Raw genomic sequence first — 18,615 nt, 5'->3', positions numbered from 1 at the left:
CGACGCGTACCCGCCGGACGCTAGGGCGGCGCGGTGAGCGTGGGTCGGCGTCGATGTGAACCAGCGATGAACTCCATCCCCGGGAATCCCAGGTTGAGCTGGGAATGAACCGTTCGGCGTGACAGCACGTATCTCTGGTCGTAACACCGCGCCCGCTCGCGCCGAGAGCGAGGAGAAGACCATCAGCGACCACGACGCCCACCTGCTGCGCGCCCTGCACGACGAGCATGCCGAGGCGCTGTACGCGCACGCGCTGCGGCTGGTCAACGGCGACCGGCAGCGCGCCGAGGACCTGGTGCAGGAGACACTGCTGCGGGCCTGGCGGCATCCGGAGTCGCTCGACCCCCGGCGGGGTTCGGTGCGCGCCTGGCTCTTCACCACCGCCCGCAACCTGGCGATCGACGCCTGGCGGCGGCGGTCCACCCGGGTCGGCGAGATCTACACCGACGAACTTCCCGAGCCGCCGGAGGTCGTCGACGAAACCGAGCGAGCCGTCGAGGCGTGGACGGTCGCGGAGGCCCTCAACCGACTCAGTCCCTCACACCGCGATGTCCTGGTGGAGTGCTTCTACCAGGGGCGGTCGGTCTCCGAGGCGGCGTCGCGGCTGGGAGTTCCGCCGGGCACGGTGAAGTCCCGCACCCACTACGCGTTGCGCTCCCTGCGGCTGGTCCTGGCCGAGATGGGGGTGACCGGATGAACCGTTGCGAGTTCGCGTACGACGACGGGGCGTACGTGCTGGGCGCGCTCTCCCCAGCCGACCGGGTGGCCTACGAACGGCATCTCGCCGACTGCCCGGCCTGCCAGCAGTCGGTCTCCGAGATCGCCGTGCTGCCCGGTCTGCTCGGCCGGTTGGATCCGGCCAGCCTGGAACAGTTCCTCCCACCGCCGGAGAACCCCCGGGTGCCCGAACTGCTCAACGTCGCCCGGGAGCGCCGACGCCGTGAGCGGCAGGCCGGTCGGCTGCGGTACGCGGTCATCGGTCTGGCCGCCGCCGCGTTCGCCCTGGTGGTCGGCTTCGGGGCGGCCACCATGCTGGCCGGGCAGGTGCCGACCGGGCCGGGAACCCAGGTGCGGATGGTGCAGATGCAGCCGGTCGCCGGAACGGTGCCGGTGCATGCCGAGATCGGGTTGACCGGCACCGACTGGGGCACCGAGGTGACCATGCACTGCGGCTACGACGAGCGGGCCGGGTACGGCAAGGCGAACGCCTTCCGGCTGGTGGCGCACGCCGGGGACGGCTCGCAGGAGCAGATCGGCTCCTGGCTGGCCGCTCCCGGCGACGACCTGCGGATAACCGGGGCGACCCGGTTCACCAACGCCGAACTGGTCCGGCTGGAACTGATCCGTGCCGACGGCACTCCGGTGCTCGCCTACGAGGTCCGCTGAGCCGGAACCTCGGCGGTGGGCGACCTCAGCGGCTGGTGGCGACCGCCGCCGTGGCGGGCACGGTGCCGTCCAGGCGCAGCCGGCGGGTGTGTCGGGCCTGGCGTACCGCGTCGGCGGTGAAGACGATCAGCGCGAGCCAGACCAGGGCGAAGCCGGCCAACCGGGCCGGCGGCATCGGCTCGTGGAAGATCAGTACGCCGCAGCCGAGCTGGAGGATCGGCGCCACGTACTGGAGCATCCCGAGGGCGGTCAGCGGCAGCCGGTTGGCGGCACCGGCGAAGAGCAGCAGCGGGATCGCGGTCAACGCACCGGCGAGCACCAGCAGGGCCGTGTGGCCGGCCGAGACGTGGCCGAACGCGGCGTCACCGGTGGCGGCGAGCCAGCCGAGGTAGCCCAGTGCGGGCAGGGACAACACGGCCGACTCGACGAACAGACCCTCCGCCGCGGGCAGGCCGAGGCGCTTCTTCACCAGGCTGTATCCACCGAAGGAGAACGCCAGGATGAGCGCGAGGTACGGCAGCCGACCGTAGTCGACGGTGAGCACGGCCACGGCCAGGGCGCCGACGCCGAGCGCCGACCACTGTGCCGGGCGCAGCCGCTCGCGCAGCACCAGCACCCCGAGCAGGACCACCACCAGCGGGTTGATGAAGTAGCCGAGCGCGGTCTCCACCACCCGGTCGGAGTTCACGCCGTAGATGTAGGTGAACCAGTTGACCGCGATCAGCGTGGCGGCGGCACCGATCCCCGCGAGGGTCCGGGGCCGGCGCAGCAGGGACCGGAGGAAGCCGACGTTGCGCAGCGCGACGAGCAGCAGCGCGACGAAGGCGACGGACCACACCACCCGGTGGGCCAGGATCTCCAGCGGACCGGCCGGGCGCAGCAGTTTGAAGTAGAGCGGAAAGAACCCCCACAGCAGGTACGCACCGAGTCCGTAGAGGTAGCCGAGGCGGAGCGACGTCACGGCTCCACCGTAAGGGGCGTACCGGGTTGTCGATCCTTGCTGGTGAGCGGACTCACGGCCTGGTCGCGCCGGTCGAGTTCCATCCAGCGGTCGGCGCGTACGGGGTCGAAGCCGACCTTCGCGTACACCCCGTGCGCGTCGTTGGTGGCCAGCAGGATCCGGCGTACGCCGAGCTCGGCCAGGTGGTCACGGACCGCGCCCGCCAGCCAGGTGCCCAGCCCGCGACCCCGTTCGGCCCGGTCGACGTAGACGTCGCAGAGGTAGCCGAAGGTGGCCCGGTCGGTGATGACCCGGGCGACGGCGACCTGCCGGCCGTCCGCCGGCCGGTACACGCCGAAGCCGAGGGAGCCGGCGAACGCCCGCGTCACCGTCTCCCGGTCCCGCCCGAGCGCCCAGTACGCGTCCCGGCTGAGCCAGCCGTGCACGAGATCCAGATCGAGCCGGGTCGGATCGGTGCTGATCGTGTAGCCGTCGACGCGGGCGAGAGTGAACACCCTGTCGAAGCTAGTGCCTCGGCGTGGCCGTTTCCGCAGCCAATTCCCGCGATATGGCCGGCGCGACCGCCCTGCCGGGGTGGCCACCGTCGGGCGGCGACCACCGGCAGGGTCGGTGCCGTGTCGCGGTCAGTCGCGGTCGAGGATGGCGCCGAGGATCCAGGTGACGATCCCGACGAAGAGCGCGCCCAGCACCGCGGCCGGCCAGAAGCCGTCGACGTCGAAGGGCAACCCCGCCTGATCCGCGATCCAGCCGGTGAGCAGGAACAGCAGACCGTTCACCACGAGTGCGATCAGACCGAGGGTGAGCAGGTAGAAACCGCAGCCGACGGTCTTGATGATCGGCTGGAGCACCCCGTTGACGACCCCGAAGATGACCGCGACGAGGATCAGGGTCAGGATCGTCTCGGAGATCGACTCCGTGTCGAGCGAGATGCCGGGAATGAGCAGTGTGGCCAGCCAGAAGGCCACCGCCGTGGCGCCGACCCGGATCAGTAGACCTTTCAGAAAACCCATGGCGGGCATGGTGCCACGGCGGGCGCACGGGCGGAACCCGCGAGATCATCCTGCTTGGTCGATGGCTCGGACGTCGATGAGCTGCGCCTCGATCGGGGTGCGGGCGAGCAGGGCCCATCGCAGGGCGCGTCGGTTGACCACCGCGAGCATGTCGTGCCGGATGCGGGTCAGCGACTCCGCCGCGTCGCCGAGCCCCAGTGCGTTGCCGGCAACGGTGGCTTCCGCCCGGCTGAGCGGCTGGAAAACCGCCAGGTCGGCCCGGCCCAGCGCGTCCGCGTCGGCCGGGGTCAGCACGTCGCGGACCAGTAGCGTGGTGTGCCAGGCGGTGCCCGGTCGGGGACCGGTCGGCGGTGGTGCGTCCAGCACCACGAGCACCGGGGCGAGCGGCGTCCCGGGCTCGTTCGTGACCGGGCGGCCCGGTGGTACCAGCGGAACAGGCCTGCCCGGCGCACCGGTGCCCCGGACGAACCGCGCCCAGGCGTGCGGCCGGGCCGTCTGGACGATCACCCGGGCACCGAGTGCCATCGCGCGCACGGCGACCAGTTGGGCGGCGGGCACCCCACCGACGAGCATCAGCCGGGTGCTCTCCGGCCGGAACAGCCGGACGGTGACGGCGTCGCCGTGCCGGTTGACGCCGAGCATCAACCCGGCGGCGCCGAACGGCACCTCCCGCACCAGGTTCGCGGCACCGTACGGCGCCACCCGCTTCGGGTTCCCGGCACCGGTCAGCAGTGGTGTCCCGGGCCGGGCCAACGGCAGCGTTCCGGCGAGCCCGTCTAACTGCCGGCCGTCGAGCCGTTCCACCGGCACGCCCTCGGCGACCGCCGTCCGCCGCAACTGTCGGGCCGCGTCGGACAACTCGGCGGGTGTTGCCGCGGCCAGCCGAACGAGCAGCCCGCTCGCGGTCGGCCGATCCGTCCCGGCGTGCAGCGAGACCGTGATCGCCGTCGCCGGCAGCGTCCACAGCCGGGGCACGAGTGCGGCCGGCTGCCCGCCCGGCCAGCCGCTCAACCAGAAGGTGGTCTGCAGTAGGTCGCCGCAGCGGACCGCCTGCCAGGACTCCCGGACCGGACGTCCGTCGTGGTGGGCGAACTCGGCGAGCACCCGCCGGATCGGTTGCTCGCCCATCGGGCGCACGGTCAACGGTCGCAGCCGCCGGACGATCCGTCGCACGGTGCCTGCCAGGGCGTGCCGCAGCGCCTCCTCCGGCCAGCCGCCCGCCCGCGACACCCGCACCGCCAGCACCGCCCGTTCCCGCCCGGCCAGCTGTCCGTCGGTGAGCTGACGGTACGAGACGGCCGCCGCACCGCCGCCGGCACCGACCGCCGGTGCCGGCGTACCGGTCAGGAGAAGTTGTACGCGTACCGGCGGCCCCGGATCGGTCTCCGCCGGGAGCAGCGACGCGGGCGACGGTAGCGGCTGCTCGCGGTCACCGAGCAGGTCGGCCGGATCGCCGATCTCCAACAGCGCCACCAGGCCGTCCGGGTCGTCCAGCACGGCGGCGGAACCGTCGCCCAGCTCGACGGAACCGATGACGGTGTCGGGGTTCACCAGATCGAGCAGCTCGGTCGGGCCGTCGTCGGGTCTGGTCGCGCGCCGCCGGGCCAGGAAGCCGACGCCGATGACCAGCCACTCGTGCAGCCATCGTCGGCGGACCCGGCCCCAGGTCACGGTGAGCAGCACGGCTGCCGCGAGTGTCGTGGCGGCCGTCGCCAGGTGACCCCGGCCCGCGACCACGACGATTGCCGCCGCCACCACCTGGGTGGTGACGATCTGCCCGGACCTCAGAGGGGTCGAGTGCCACCGAAGCCCGGACCGTCGCCGTGGCCCGGTGGGGCGGATCCGGCGGGCGGAGCCGGACGACGGGTCGTCGGAGGGTTGACGGCCGGCCGTGTCAGGGCGGGTCGGGGTGAGGGTCGCCGCCACCGTGCCCTCCCTTCGACCGTCACCGATCGCGACATCGACGACGCCCATGGTAGTTACCGGCGATCGAGCGCGTTATCCACAGGGGAGCGAGGTGGGGTAGCAGAACCGCGACCGTGTAGCTACTCTCAGCGACGAGTTCTCGTTGGCCCATCCCGCGTCGTGCTCCCCCTCCGGCGTCGTGGGTGGTGCGTTTCCCGCCGCAGGGCCAGCCACGACCGAGGAGACGAGGTGACGTCCAAGGTGTCCCAGACCCAGGCAGAGGCCGCGGTGATGCAGCAGACCGCGGCGAAGTTCGAGCAGACAGACCAGTCGTTGCAGTCGATGCTCAGTGGACTGCTGGTCCAGCTGGAGATCCTCCAGCAGGCCTGGCGCGGGGCTGGTGGCCGATCGTTCGAGCAGGTCAAACGGAAGTGGGCGGAGGATCAGGCCGGGCTTCACCAGGCGCTGCGGGAGACGGCGGGGGCGATCCGCACCGCCGGCACCCGGTACGACGTCTCGGACACCGAGGCGGCTGCCCGGGTGGCGGCCACCAACCGTGGCGGCATCCAACTGCCGCTCTAGCCCACGACGCAGGGAGAAGAATCCGATGGAGCACGGTGTGCTGGTCGTCAACTTCGCCGCGCTGCAACAGGCCAGCGCGGACATTCAGCGAGCGCTGAACACGCTCGACGGGCAGCTCGGCCAGTTGGAGCGCGACGCGGCACCGCTGGTGGCCAGTTGGTCCGGTGCGGCACAGCAGGCCTACGAGCAGCGGCAGGCGCGGTGGCGAAACGCCTCGCAGGACCTCCAGGCGATGTTGCGGGACATCAAGCTCGCGGTCGACGAATCCGCGGCCGACTACCTCGACACCGAGAAGCGGAACACCAACCTCTTCCAGTGAACCGCCACGCACAGACCACGGGGTGACGCCGGCCGGCGTCACCCCGCGTCGTGGCCGTGGTCGGCTGGACGCCACCGTCGGCGTACCCCTCGGGGCACCACCACCGCGGCCAGCACGACGGTGACCACCAGTGGCACGCCCGCGCCGGCGAGCAGCAGTGCCCGGTTCCGTGCGTCACGTCGACGGTCCTGCTGTGCCAGCAGCGCCGGATCGGGTCGGTCGTCGGCAAGCCCGGTGACCGGCCGCGCGTGCCTCGGCACCGCCCCGGTCTCGGTCACCGCCCGGTACGGATTGAGCACCCCCGCCCCGTACCCGTCGCCGGGAGCCGGATCAGCGGTGGCGACGATCCGCCGGGCCACCTCCTGGGCCCCGAGGTCGGGGCGGTACTGACGCAGCAGGGCGGCGGTGGCGGCGACGAAGGGTGCCGCGTAGCTGGTGCCGGCGGCACTGCGGTGACCGTCCCCGGGAGCGGCGACCAGCACGTCGAGGCCGGGAGCGACGAGATCCACGTGCGTGCCGGTCGGCGAGAAGTCGGCCCGCCGCCCGTCCGCGCCGACCGCGCCGACCCCGAGCACCCCGTCGTAGGTGGCCGGGTACGGGTGTCGTTGGCCATCAGTGGGCCCGTTGCCGGCGGCGGCCACCACGACCACGTCCCGGCTGAGCGCGTACGCGACCGCGGCGCGGACCACGGGATGGTCGGCGTAGAGCACCACGGAGAGGTTGGCCACGGCGGCGCCCTGGTCGACCGCCCAGCGGATGGCCCGGCCGAGATCCACGGGCGTCGCGGTGCGTCCCGTCCCACGTCCGTCGACGACCTGCTGTTCACTGACCCGGATCGGTAGTATCCGGGCCCTGGGTGCCAGCCCCTGGAAGGCCGTCCCGTCGCGGGGCGCCGCGGCGATGATGCTCGCCACGCCGGTCCCGTGCCCGACACAGTCGAGTCCGCCGTCGCCGCCGGCATCGAGCAGGTCGGTGCCGGGGAGCACCCGCCCGGCGAGTTGCGGATGGGTCCGGTCCACGCCCGAGTCGACCACCGCCACGGTCACCCCAGCGCCGGTGGCCAGTCGGGCGAGCCGCCCCGGGGCGTACCGTTGCTGCGCCCAGGGGGCTGCGGAGATCGGCCCGGCCGGAGCCGGTGGCGAAGCGCAGGCGGGCGCGGCGTGGGCCGGATCCACCGCGACGGCCGTCATGGGGCCGGCCAGCAGGACTGCGGCCAGAACCGCCCGAAGGACGCCAGGTGGGCGCCGACCACCTCGCTGGCGCACACCGCGCGTCCGGTACATCGACCGCCTCCGTATCGTGTCGACACCGAGACGGGATGTTATCGGTTGCTGGTGAACCGGGCGGGCCGCCGACGGCCTGACATTGTGATCTTGCAATCACCTTGTAGGTTGTATCCGACACCTATGGCTGTGCCCGGGAGGAGGGGTGGCCGTGACCGACTGGGAGCCGGCCACCGGGGCCGAGGCGGCGATGCGAGACGCGCTGCACGGCAATGACCAGCAGCTTTACTTCCGGATCTTGTCCGGTGTCGAGCTGCTGCTGCCGGTCTCCGCACAGGCGGCCGCTGGGCGGACACCGGTGGGCTGGGGCACGTGGACAACCGGCGGCCGGACGCACGTGCTGGCGTTCACCTCCGCCGAGGCGATGCGGGCCTGCCTCGGTGAGCACGCCGGGCCCAGTCGACGCACCGGGTACGCGGAACTCGCCGCGAGCTGGCCGAACCACGAGTGGTGGCTGGCGGTGAACCCGGGCCTGCCCATCGAGGGCTACCTGCCCGCCTGGTACGTCTCCCAGCTGTCCCGAGGCGATGTCCGGCTGCCCGGCCGTACGGTGGGTGCCCGCGCCCGGTTGGAACGCGTGGAGGCGCTGAACCGGGCCCGCGACGCCGCCGCGGCGTCATCCGCCCCGGCGACGCCCAACCCACCCTCCCCACCGCGATCGCCGGGTCCGGTCCGACCGACACAGCTCTCCCCGGCACCACCGGTGGTGCCGGCGGCCTTCCACCTTCCCGAGGTGCCGCCGACGGCGTCGAGCACGGTCGCCCGCCCCCGCACGGACTCCGCCGACCGGTCACCCGGCCTCGCTGCCCGCCCGGCACCACCCGACAGCGGTGGGATGGGACGTGCCGACGCCCAGCGGCCGGGTGGTCTGGGTGCTGCCCGGCCCGACGGCGCCGGCACCGTGGGCGGCGTGCCGCCACGGCGGCCGGTACCGGGCCGGAAGGAGGAACCGACGTCGGGCGGGCCCGGGTGGCCCACCGCGCCGGACCGGTCCGGCGCGCCCGCCAACGGCGGCCCGGCCGGCTCCGGCCCCGAGCCGACGGGTCAGCGATCCTTCTTCGAGCCGGCGAACGGTCGCTCACCGCATCGCGGCGACCGCCTCGCCGACCGGGCGGCACCACCGTCGCGGTTCCGGGGCGGTCAGCCGTTCCCCCGCCGGGGCCCGGCCGGTGAGCAGCCTTCCGACGGGCCGACCCGCGCTTTCGTGTTCAGCGAGGACGACCAGGCCACCGCCCGGACCCGTGCCGTCCCGCACGAGGAGACGACCCAGCCGCTGCCACCGCCCGACGGGCCGGTTCGGCCGCTGCGGGTGAGCACCCCCGTCGGTTGGGCGGCTCCGGGTGGCGGTGATCCGACCGCCGGTGGCGGTGACCCGACCGAGGCGCTGCCCCGTCGTCAGCCGGAGGAGGAACAACCGACCTCGGCGGCCGAGCCGGTCTCCGCTCCCCCCGCGCCGCGCCGTGGCTTCACCCCGATCGTCATAGAGGGCACCATCATCGAGGCCCGGGACCTCACCCTGACCAACGGCCACCCAGGTCAGCCCGGCGGACCAAGCGGCGACGGGGACCGGTCCGCGACCGGGGCGGGCGCGACGTCGGCTCGTCCGGCACCGGCGGACGCGAAGGTCGCGAGCAGACCAGAGCCGCCGGTCGCCGATCCCGAGCCGACGGCTGTCGATCCCGAGCCGACGGTACGCTTTCCGACCCCCCGCCCGGAGCCGACGGTGGCGGCAGCCGAGCCGACGGTGGCGGTGCCGGCAGCGCCGCCCGAGCCGACCGTCCCGGTCCGGACGGTGACGCCCGAGTCGACCGTTCCCGGACGATCGGCGATGCCCGGGTCGACGGCCGCCGCTCCGACGGCCGCTCCTGCACCGCCGCGCCAGGACCAGACGGATGCCGGCGTCGGAACGGCGGCGCCGGTCGCCACCCGCCCAGCCGGCCCGGTCACGGAGAGCCCGTCGCTGTTCACGCCGGTGTCCGCGACGGCCACGCGAGCACCCGCAGCGTCCGAGTCCCCGGCTCCGACGTCCACGTCCGCTGCGCCCACCGCGCCGCCCGCCGATCCGCCCTTCCAACCCGCCAACGAGGTGGAGGAGGACCTGCACGGTGCCGCGGAGGCCGGCAGCACGGACACCTTCCTGTCCACGTTGCTGTTGGCCCGGGTTCTCATGCCGGTGGCGGCCGACTCCGCCCCCGGTAGCCGTCCCGGCGATCCGGGCTTCGTCTGGCCGGCCGTGCAGTTGGACGGGCAGACCTTCGTGGTGGCCTACACCTCTCCGCAGCGCCTCGCCGACCACACCGATCCGGCGGCCGAGACGGTCCAGGTCCGCTTCGTCCAGCTCATTCGGAAGTGGCCCGACCTCTCCTGGTCGTTCGCCGTCAACCCGGGCACCCCGGTGGGTGCGAAGCTGCCCGGTGAGCAGATCGTCGGGCTGGCCAACTGGGCCGCCGAACTCGGCCTCGGCGACGACGCCGAGGGTGAGCCCGAGCCGAACGTCGAGGCCCCGGCACCGGCGAGCAGTCCACGGCAGGCGGCACCGGCGGGTGACCTGACCCGGCCGATCGTGATGCAGAAGGCGATCGCACCCAGTCAACTCGGCTACTACCTGGAACGGGGCTACGACCGGGTCTCCGGGTTCGTCCACCGGGCGAGCGAGCTGGCGCACCTCACCACCCCGGCCGCCCTCTACCAGGCGCTCGGCCTCAACCACCCCGAGTCGCCCTTCGCGCCGGACGCGGAACAGATCTACGTGCTCCGGTGGCCGGCGTACCGGCCGAGCCTGTACCGCATCCCGTACGGCGGGCAGAACGAGGCGGCCATGCGGGCGATGGAGGGTTGGGTCATCGAACGGCCCCCGTTCCGGGGCAACGGCTTCGCCCCCGGTGAAGGCAGCGACGTGCTGGCCGAGTTCAAGGTGGACAGTGTCCGGCTGCCGCACGGCGCGCAACTGGTCCGCATCGACGCCTCGGGCGGCGAGCGACCGGTCGCCGTGCTCGACGCCGACACGCTCTCCTGGCGGGAGGTCGGTGAGCGGTGATGCGCGACGGCTACGTGGCGCGCTGGCGCGGGCGGGAGTTCCCGGCCAGCCCGGACGGCAGCGAGGTCCGGCTTTACCAGCCGGAGGCGACCGAGGGTTTCACCGAGGTACGCCCCGGCCGGCACGTCCGGGTCGTGCCGGCCGGCGAAATCGAGGAACTGGTGTACGTCCGTACCACCTGCACCTGGAAGGGACAGCCGTTCATCGTGCTGGCCGAGCACGACGGGTGGCTGCGGGTCGAGTACACCGGTGGCCGTTGGCCGGTCGCGCAGGCGATGCGGCTGGAGGCCTTCGACTTCGGCGTATACCAGGGATGGGCCCCGGTCGGCGAGGTCACCGACGTACGCGAGCAGCGGGTCTGAAGCTCAGGACTTCGCCCAGCGGAGGACCTCGCCGAGCACCAGTTCCGGCATCTCCAGGTGGGGAAAGTGCCCGACCTCGTCGAGCAGCCGCCACTCGTACGGTGCGCTGACGTAGCGCCCGGAGCCCTGGGCGGTACGCGGCAACGCCGCCACGTCCCGCGCCCCGTGCAGTTGCAGGGTGGGCGCGGCGAGCGGTCGCTGCATCAGCTTCACGAACCGGTAGCCGTGCAGCCGCAGCACCGACCGGAACGCCCACCGGTAGCCCTCCAGCGCGCAGAAGGCGGCCTGCGGGATCCGCATGGCCTCCCGGTAGCGCCGCGCGTAGTCGGCGAAGTCCGCGCCGGTGACCCAGCGGTGGCCGCCCCAGCGGCGCAGGATCTCCTCCACCGCGCGGCCGTTGTCACGGGTGAGGAGGTGTTCGTACCGGGGCAGCTGGAATCTCAGCGCCGGGGTCGACGCGGCGAACTGACCGCGCGGGTCGGCGAAGATGGCCGCCCGCAGCCGCAGCGGATGCGGGGCGCCGAGCACCATCAGGCGACGCACCAGGTTGGGGTGGAACGACGCCGCAGTCCAGGCGATCATGCCGCCGGCACCGGTGCCGACCAGGGTGGCCGAGCGCTCGCCGAGCGCCCGGATCAGCCCGGCCACGTCAGCCGCGAGGGTGTAGCCGTCGTACCCCCGGGGTGGTTTGTCGCTGGCGCCGTAGCCCCGCAGGTCCATCGCGACGGCGCGGAAACCGGCGTCGGCGACCGCCGGCAGCATCCGGTGCCAGGCCCACCAGTGTTCGGGAAAGCCGTGCAGGAAGAGCACCATCGGCCCGGTACCCGCCTCCACGACGTGGAAGCGGCTGCCGTTGGCACCCACGAACCGGTGCGTCCACGGCCCCTCGGTGAGTACGCAGGACTCGTCGACGGCCTCGTCACGCTGCTCGGTCATGACGACAGCCTAGGACCCCGACGCCGGTGGCCCGGTTGGTGCCGTCGGCGCGGGGTGCCCGGCCGACCCCGCCGAGGGGCGCGGACGGTCAACCGACCGGGCTCATCTTGAGGATGCTGACCGGGATTCCCGGACCGCAGTCCACCCCGTCCGCCGCCGGGGCGGTGGTCACCCGCACCCAGGCGCCGGTGGCGAAGGTGCCCTTGTCGGTGCCGTGCATCGCGTACTCCCGGCCGTCGTCGGTGACCAGGGTGTAGCAGGGGCCGCTGCCGCCCCGACTGAGCCGGCCGGCCAGGACGTTGGCCTTCCTTGTGGCCGTCCGTCGAGGGTGAGCCGCTTCAATCAGCGGTTGCGAGCCGCGGGCCGTATAGGGATTGGCGGTCCGACCGGCGCGTCCTTGTCGGACGCCCAGCCCAGGCCTAACGCCTTGCATCGCCGTCGGCTTCGACACCGACCGTGGACCCTGCCGCTGCATGTCCGCTTCGCGGACCTGCTCGGCCTGCCAGCGGTGCGTCAGCAGCCTCTCCTGTTGGATCCAGTCGTTTCGAAGGACTCCGCGATGCCCGTCTCCGGTCGATGCGACGTCCTCATCACGGGCATGTCGGCACACCACCTCCATGGACGCGACCCATGCCCGAGCCCGTTTCGCAATCGTTACCGGTCACTGACGGTGATCCCCGAGGTGAAAGAGGGGGTAAATCGGTCAATGTCGCTAACGCAGGGTGCCGAACCGTCGACCATGTCTGCCGGTCGCTTAACGTGCTCAAAAGTGGGGCATCGCGCGGAACTCGGTACTGTTACATTGTGCGTACCTTATTGATCTGCCTTAATGGTGGTCGGGATAATCGACCCGATGTGGCGGCACTCGAAGGTTGTCTTATTCGTTGTACCGAGTGAACGGGGTAAAAAGTCGTGACCAAAAAGAAGGCCAGATTATCTGGCATGATAGGAATCCTTGGAACGATGGCGCTCGTTGGGGCTGTTGCGCCGCAGGCGCCGGCTGCGGCGGAGTCATCGGATCCGGGAATTGTCACGATCGTCGACCAGCCTGGAGTTGTCACCGTTACGATTCCCGACCCCAAGATCAAGGACAAGGGGCCGGCGGCCGTCGCACCCGAAAACGGGGACACGCCTCAGCCAGACTCCGGACCCGGCCAGGCAGAGCTCTCGGACGAGCCCGCTGTCGATTATGACCCGGAGTACCAGCCAGATCCTGAGGGAGCCTCGGCGGCCAGTCGAACGGGTGGTGCCTATTCAACCCTATCGGCTTATGTCGGAAACAACTCTGCAAGCCATTGCAGTATCAATTTCCCCCCGTGCAAGTTCAACATCTACAAGTCGGCGAGTCGCACCATCACGCCGCCGGGCGGTAAGTCGGGGCTTCTCAAGTCCTATGGCAAGGCTCTCGTTGACGTCTACACCATTACGGGTTGCTGCTTCACGAAGGCCGACTACTACAACACCACGTCTTATTCACAGTGGGGCGGTACGTCGCCCTACAACGCCACCAGCATCAAGCACCGGGATGTCTGGGACATTGACTACTTCGCGTTGAGTTGGAGCTTCGGTGGCTCTCCTTCTGGGACCGTCAACCACGGCAGCGGTCGGATCTCGTACTCGAACACCGTGAAGAACACGTGGAGAGTCAACCACAGTGTCCAGCACGTGTACCTTAAGGTGAGCTCGGGCCGGGTTAGCAAGGTTAAGTACGAGGTGCACGGTTCCTACGGCTTCGGCAGCAACTTCTACACGACGGATGCCTACAGCAGCGTCGCCCTGCCTTAATCGACGGATGAGTAGAGTAACAGCTGCGGGTCTCGGCCTCATCGGGGCCGAGACCCGTTGCATTGCCAAGAAAGCCAGGGCGAGATAACTGATGCGAGACGGCCACAAAAAAGTCGCTAAGCGATGCTCTTTGATGGTTTCGGCGATACTTGTTGCGTCCATCACTGCCTGCTCAGGTAACGCCGTCGGCCCACCAACCGCTGTCGACCCCGCTTCGCCCCCCGCAGTCGTAGGCGCTGTCGACCGTGCTACGACCGTGGTAGCACCGATCAAGACGAAGGAGGATGTGGCGGATCTCCTATCCGATTCCTTCGTCATAGGGCCTGGAAGCAACCACTATTTCGTCGACGATGCGTGGAGCGAGGCGCGTTCACCGTTCTCCCTATATGAAACGTATTGGCAGTTGAGGTGGCGTGACGGCCGCCCCCCACCGGGCGTTGATCCAGTCAGAATCGGGACCTGGGTGCAAGTGGCTGCCAGGAATGGACTTGGTTCCTCGCCGCTTCAGCAGGTCGCCCAAATCAGTTACGCCGCCGGTATCGCCAAGTACCTGAACATTCGTCTGGACCCTCAGTTGACGGCGGCCAAGCTGGAGACAATGCGGGACGGGGATCTTTATGCTCCCGACCCGGGCGCTGGTGGAACGTGGGGCAGTACGGCAGCAGCCGTGCGCGCGATGAGAGACGTCGGTCTGCCCGTACCCGACGCGACCCTACGCCAAGCGGGTGCCAAGTTGTCTGGGCTGTCGACGACGCTTACTCCTGAGGAGGCTGTCTCTACCGCTATACCTTTGCTGGAAGTGGTCGGTGCCGGTCGCAGCGGAAACGATTCGAAAGAGGACGAGCTGCGAGTGTCCGCTGCCGTTCTCAGCATTCTTAACGCTATAGAACCCTCATCAATCGACATTTCCTGGCTGGGTGCGCGGTACCAGCTTGATTCTGTGCGATCCAGCTTGGGACAGCCGCGCACCTCGCTGCGTCCGGAGACCTGCGCCAAGCTGGTCACCTCAACGGGGACCGTAACTCTGCCCAACCGGGTGGACGCTGATACCCAAGGCACCTTCTACGCTCGTGAACTGGGATGTCGGACTGTCATCTCGCAGATGGACCGACCGTACACAAGAGCGGGCTGGGTCCTGGGATCGGCTGTCGACCCCTACGAGACGCTGGCAGCAACTCACGCTGCGCTCGCTCTCGCGGACCTCGTGGCTGGTGACGCCGCGTTTGCGAACAGGCTCGGCGACAGTGTCGAACAGTTGTGGACGCCGATGCTGAAGGACGCTTCGCTGCCGTCGACCGCTCACCCTCTGGCATCTGCCCGCCTCGCCCGGGTTGCCGATATCGCCGATGTTTCGGTGACGGTCGAAAGTAACACGTCGAGCAAGCCGAGTGACCGATACGAGCTCGTTGACGTGCTTGTTGCGAACGCGATCGGTGGCGAGGAGCAGCGGCGGGTGGACGAGCTGGCTCTGGCACAACTCCAAGAGGGTGGTGATCCGGAATCCATGGATGTTGCTGCCATGCTGGCCATCATAGGTGGGCATCTGCACGACAAGGCGGCGATGGCACGGGCAGCCGTTATCGCACGGCAGAATCGCATCGTGGACACCTTGTATGGAATAGGCCCTTGCGAAGAACGGCAGACGTGCGCCTCGGCTGAGCCCTCGATTCCTGCCTCGGCAATTGGTAGCTGGATTGAACGGAGCCACGCTGCTCCCCGCCACCGCTGGGAAGAGAAGGGCATGTGCGACGGATTTCTCTGCTCGGACGGTGCGCAGGATGGTGCCTCGCTCGGCCAGATCTATCTCGCACTCGCCTGCGACAAGCCGGCTTGCGGTGGACGCTTCCCATTGATGATCTGAGACGGACGAGAGGACGTGCGGGATGATGAGCGCCGTGGGGCGTGTCGCCTTCGGCCTTGCTGCGGTACTAGCTGCCGTATCGGGCTGTTCCAAGGATTCCCAGATGAGCGGCCAGAATCAGGATGGTGGTCAAGAAAGGTGGTCGGCCGTGGTGGCATCGGTTGACCTTCCCGGCGGTCGTGAGGTGTCCCTCCAGACCGCTGCCGGCGGAACCGAGCAGGAAACCAAAGTCGGCTCATCTCGTTGTTGGCGGATCAGCGAGGTCGCCGACGACGGCACGGAGATCGCGACAACCTCCGCATGCCATGGCCTGGGTACGACAGCAGCCGCCCGGGTGTTCGGCGTCGTCGTTGTTGCCAGTCCTTGCCGGACTCAAGTCTCGGTCAAGGTGGACCACCCATCCGACCTTCCGGTAGTTCGGGATGTCTTCGACGGGTTTTTCCTGGTGCCACCAGCGCTCGTGTCGGAACTAGATGACATGATCACGTTCTCTTGCCTCGACGAAAGCGGTGGCGCCGGCGAACCGATGACGCTCGACGTTGTCGACTGAAGGGCGCATTGCAGAGTATCGGTCAGGAGTCGCAGCCCCCGCCCGCTCGATTCCCGCCACGTGGCCCTGCTGCTGCCTACGCTGCCCCTCCGGCAACATGAGTGGGCGCGTACCCCAAGCGGGGCCCGGACGAAGTGTGCGCAGTGTCCGGGCCCCGCCGGGCCCCGCCGGTCGCCGCCTTGAGGCAGCCAGGTCAGGGCCCCGGGCACGCCAGGCGACAGGGTGCAGTGGTGGGCGTCTGATGCGAAGACGGGGTGACCGTCCTCGCGGACGGTCACCCCGTCGGGTCCTACGTCTGCCGTCAGTCCTCGTCGGACTTACCGCCGCTCATCCCCGAGGAGATCAGGTCCATCACGGACGAGTCCTGCAACGTGGTCACGTCGCCCAGCGAGCGGTTCTCCGCCACGTCCCGCAGCAGCCGACGCATGATCTTGCCGGACCGGGTCTTCGGCAACTCCGGCACCAGCATGATCTGCCGGGGCTTGGCGATCGGGCCGAGCGTCTTCGCCACGTGGTTGCGCAGGTCGGCGATGAGCTGCTCACCGGCCTCGCCGGAGATCTCGGTGCTGCCCCTCGGGATGGCGAACGCGACGATCGCCTGGCCGGTGGTCGGGTCGGTGGCGCCGACCACCGCCGCCTCCGCCACCGACGGGTGCGACACCAGCGCCGACTCCACCTCGGTGGTGGAGATGTTGTGCCCCGACACCAGCATCACGTCGTCGACCCGGCCGAGCAGCCAGACGTGCCCGTCGTCGTCCTTCTTCGCGCCGTCACCGGCGAAGTAGATCCACGGGCCGTCGCCACCGGCACCCGCGCCGAACCGCGACCAGTACGTCTCGATGAACCGGTTGTCGTCTCCCCAGATGGTGCGCAGCATCGACGGCCACGGCTCGCGCAGCACGAGGTAACCGCCGCCGCCGTTGGGCACCGACTGGCCCTGGTCGTCCACCACGTCCGCGACGATGCCCGGCAGCGGCGTCATCGCCGAGCCCGGCTTGGTGGCGGTCACCCCCGGCAGCGGTGAGATCATCATGCTGCCGGTCTCGGTCTGCCACCAGGTGTCCACGATGGGCAGCTCACCCCGTCCCACGTGCTGCCTGTACCACATCCAGGCCTCGGGATTGATCGGCTCGCCGACACTACCGAGCAGCCGCAGCGAGGAGAGGTTGTACTCGGCCGGGATCTCCTCGCCCCACTTCATCATGGTGCGGATCAACGTCGGCGCCGTGTAGAGGATCGTCACCCGGTACCGGTCGACGATCTCCCAGAAGCGGCCCTTGTGTGGGGTGTCCGGGGTGCCCTCGTACATCACCTGGGTCACCCCGTTGGCGAGCGGGCCGTAGACGATGTAGGAGTGACCGGTCACCCAGCCGATGTCCGCCGTGCACCAGTAGACGTCGGAGTCCGGCTTGAGGTCGAAGACCGCGTACGAGGTGTACGCCGCCTGGGTCAGATAACCGCCGGTGGTGTGCAGGATGCCCTTCGGCCGGGCGGTGGTGCCGCTGGTGTAGAGGATGAACAACGGGTGCTCGGCGTCGAACGGCTGCGCGGTGTGCTCGGCCGACGCCTGCTCCACCGTCTCGTGCCACCAGTGGTCCCGCTCGGACCAGCCGACCTCCTCGCCGGTGCGCCGGACCACCAGGACGTGCTCGACCGACGGGCAGTTCGCCACCGCCTCGTCGACGGTCGGCTTGAGCGCGGACGGCTTGCCGCGCCGGTACCCGCCGTCGGCGGTGATGACGACCTTCGCCGAGGCGTCCTGGATCCGGTTGGTCAGCGCGTCGGCGGAGAAGCCGCCGAAGACGACACTGTGCGTGGCGCCGATCCGGGCACAGGCCAGCATCGCGACCGCGGCCTCCGGGACCATCGGCAGGTAGATCGCCACCCGGTCACCGGCGGTCACCCCGAGATCGGTGAGTGCGTTCGCCGCCTGGCAGGTCATCCGGTGCAGGTCGGCGTAGGTGAGGGTGCGGCTGTCGCCGGGCTCGCCCTCCCAGTGGATCGCCACCTTGTCACCCCGGCCAGCCTCCACGTGCCGGTCCAGACAGTTGTAGGCCACGTTCAACTGCCCGCCGACGAACCACTTCGCGAAGGGCGGCCGGGACCAGTCCAGCACCTCGTCCCACTGCCTGGTCCACGCCAGCCGGGACGCCTGACGCTCCCAGAAGGCGAGCCGGTCGGCCGCCGCCTCGGCGTACGCGTCCGCGGTGACGTTGGCGTCGGCGGCGAGTTCGGCCGGCGGCGGGAACTGGCGCGTCTCGTTCAGCAGATTGGCCAATGCCTCGCTCATGCCGGCACTCCGCTTCGCTCCGTGCCGCCATGAGGCACCAGCGCGCCGCGTTGATGATTCGCTCGCTGACGCTCGCTCATGCGGTGACTCCTCGTTGCTCGGGTGACCTGGGTCTCTCCCGGGCAGGTTAGTCGCGGCGGCCGAGCGAGGCGACCGATCCCCGACGCGCCCGTCGCTCAACGGCCCCTCCCACGCGCCGAGGTGCAGGGCAGGTCTGCCCTTCTCCGCCGGGGCACGTGGCGTGGGCGTTCGATCGGTCACGGGTTGCGGCATGTCGGGCCTTCCCGTCGGCGTGAAAGCCCGACATGCCGCATGTCGCGACTGCGCCCCTCCCGGCGCGGCCCCCCG

The 18,615-nt window shown here is 70.3% G+C and carries 17 protein-coding genes; 9 read left to right on the top strand and 8 right to left on the bottom strand.

The window, feature by feature from the left end:
• Window positions 1–181 precede the first annotated feature (181 nt).
• Window positions 182–697: a sigma-70 family RNA polymerase sigma factor gene (locus O3597_RS23180; protein ID WP_164446784.1), complete on the top strand. Its 516-nt coding sequence runs from the start codon at window positions 182–184 to the stop codon at window positions 695–697.
• Complete coding sequence (locus O3597_RS23175; protein WP_164446484.1) at window positions 694–1,386, top strand: zf-HC2 domain-containing protein; 693 nt, start codon at window positions 694–696, stop codon at window positions 1,384–1,386. Before O3597_RS23180 ends, O3597_RS23175 begins: the two co-directional genes overlap by 4 nt.
• A 25-nt stretch (window positions 1,387–1,411) precedes the next feature.
• On the opposite strand, the gene rarD is transcribed toward O3597_RS23175, so the two are convergent.
• The 4 genes from rarD to eccE form a co-directional block, all read right to left on the bottom strand.
• Window positions 1,412–2,347 carry an EamA family transporter RarD gene (gene rarD / locus O3597_RS23170; protein WP_164446483.1) on the bottom strand — a complete coding sequence of 312 codons (936 nt, stop codon included), beginning with the start codon at window positions 2,345–2,347 and terminating at the stop codon, window positions 1,412–1,414.
• Window positions 2,344–2,841, bottom strand: a complete 498-nt coding sequence (locus tag O3597_RS23165) for a GNAT family N-acetyltransferase (protein ID WP_281602385.1) — start codon at window positions 2,839–2,841, stop codon at window positions 2,344–2,346. The genes rarD and O3597_RS23165 overlap by 4 nt, the downstream gene beginning before the upstream one ends.
• A gap of 129 nt (window positions 2,842–2,970) precedes the next feature.
• A complete protein-coding gene (locus O3597_RS23160; protein WP_164446481.1) occupies window positions 2,971–3,357 on the bottom strand; it encodes a phage holin family protein in 387 nt (128 codons plus the stop codon).
• Window positions 3,358–3,402: 45 nt separating this feature from the next.
• Complete coding sequence (gene eccE, locus O3597_RS23155) at window positions 3,403–5,283, bottom strand: type VII secretion protein EccE (RefSeq protein ID WP_281602384.1); 1,881 nt, start codon at window positions 5,281–5,283, stop codon at window positions 3,403–3,405.
• A 240-nt stretch (window positions 5,284–5,523) separates the two neighbouring features.
• Between eccE and O3597_RS23150 the strand changes: the two genes are divergently transcribed.
• Window positions 5,524–5,844, top strand: a complete 321-nt coding sequence (locus O3597_RS23150) for a WXG100 family type VII secretion target (RefSeq protein ID WP_164446783.1) — start codon at window positions 5,524–5,526, stop codon at window positions 5,842–5,844.
• 25 nt (window positions 5,845–5,869) lie between these two features.
• Window positions 5,870–6,163: a WXG100 family type VII secretion target gene (locus O3597_RS23145; RefSeq protein WP_164446478.1), complete on the top strand. Its 294-nt coding sequence runs from the start codon at window positions 5,870–5,872 to the stop codon at window positions 6,161–6,163.
• Window positions 6,164–6,201: 38 nt separating this feature from the next.
• Here O3597_RS23145 and mycP read toward each other — a convergent pair whose 3' ends face one another.
• On the bottom strand, window positions 6,202–7,353 hold the full coding sequence (gene mycP / locus O3597_RS23140) for a type VII secretion-associated serine protease mycosin (protein WP_281602383.1): 1,152 nt from the start codon (window positions 7,351–7,353) through the stop codon (window positions 6,202–6,204).
• Window positions 7,354–7,597: 244 nt separating this feature from the next.
• Here mycP and O3597_RS23135 point away from each other — a divergent pair, with 244 nt between their 5' ends.
• On the top strand, window positions 7,598–10,483 hold the full coding sequence (locus O3597_RS23135; protein WP_281602382.1) for an SseB family protein: 2,886 nt from the start codon (window positions 7,598–7,600) through the stop codon (window positions 10,481–10,483).
• The gene (locus O3597_RS23130) at window positions 10,480–10,845 is read left to right on the top strand and encodes a hypothetical protein (RefSeq protein ID WP_164446477.1); all 366 of its coding nucleotides are present in this window, start codon (window positions 10,480–10,482) and stop codon (window positions 10,843–10,845) included. The genes O3597_RS23135 and O3597_RS23130 overlap by 4 nt, the downstream gene beginning before the upstream one ends.
• A gap of 3 nt (window positions 10,846–10,848) precedes the next feature.
• Here O3597_RS23130 and O3597_RS23125 read toward each other — a convergent pair whose 3' ends face one another.
• Both O3597_RS23125 and O3597_RS23120 read right to left on the bottom strand, forming a co-directional pair.
• A complete protein-coding gene (locus O3597_RS23125) occupies window positions 10,849–11,781 on the bottom strand; it encodes an alpha/beta hydrolase (RefSeq protein WP_281602381.1) in 933 nt (310 codons plus the stop codon).
• Window positions 11,782–11,869: 88 nt separating this feature from the next.
• Complete coding sequence (locus tag O3597_RS23120; RefSeq protein WP_268967984.1) at window positions 11,870–12,001, bottom strand: hypothetical protein; 132 nt, start codon at window positions 11,999–12,001, stop codon at window positions 11,870–11,872.
• A 692-nt stretch (window positions 12,002–12,693) separates the two neighbouring features.
• On the opposite strand from O3597_RS23120, the gene O3597_RS23115 reads away from it, so the two are divergent.
• The 3 genes from O3597_RS23115 to O3597_RS23105 all read left to right on the top strand — a co-directional run bounded on the left by O3597_RS23115 (window position 12,694) and on the right by O3597_RS23105 (window position 15,977).
• Window positions 12,694–13,566, top strand: a complete 873-nt coding sequence (locus O3597_RS23115; RefSeq protein WP_164446475.1) for a hypothetical protein — start codon at window positions 12,694–12,696, stop codon at window positions 13,564–13,566.
• A 256-nt stretch (window positions 13,567–13,822) separates the two neighbouring features.
• Window positions 13,823–15,427: a hypothetical protein gene (locus O3597_RS23110; protein ID WP_281602380.1), complete on the top strand. Its 1,605-nt coding sequence runs from the start codon at window positions 13,823–13,825 to the stop codon at window positions 15,425–15,427.
• A 103-nt stretch (window positions 15,428–15,530) separates the two neighbouring features.
• A complete protein-coding gene (locus tag O3597_RS23105; RefSeq protein ID WP_164446472.1) occupies window positions 15,531–15,977 on the top strand; it encodes a hypothetical protein in 447 nt (148 codons plus the stop codon).
• Window positions 15,978–16,278: 301 nt separating this feature from the next.
• On the opposite strand, the gene acs is transcribed toward O3597_RS23105, so the two are convergent.
• Window positions 16,279–18,267 (bottom strand): acetate--CoA ligase, encoded by a 1,989-nt coding sequence (gene acs / locus O3597_RS23100; protein WP_281602379.1) that lies wholly within the window; start codon window positions 18,265–18,267, stop codon window positions 16,279–16,281.
• Window positions 18,268–18,615 lie beyond the last annotated feature (348 nt).

The sequence above is a fragment of the Verrucosispora sp. WMMA2044 genome, from assembly GCF_027497155.1.
GTDB classification, from domain to species: domain Bacteria; phylum Actinomycetota; class Actinomycetes; order Mycobacteriales; family Micromonosporaceae; genus Micromonospora; species Micromonospora palythoicola.
The sequence above is the reverse complement of the archived record's forward strand: the minus strand, read 5'-3'. Positions and strand labels throughout refer to the sequence as shown.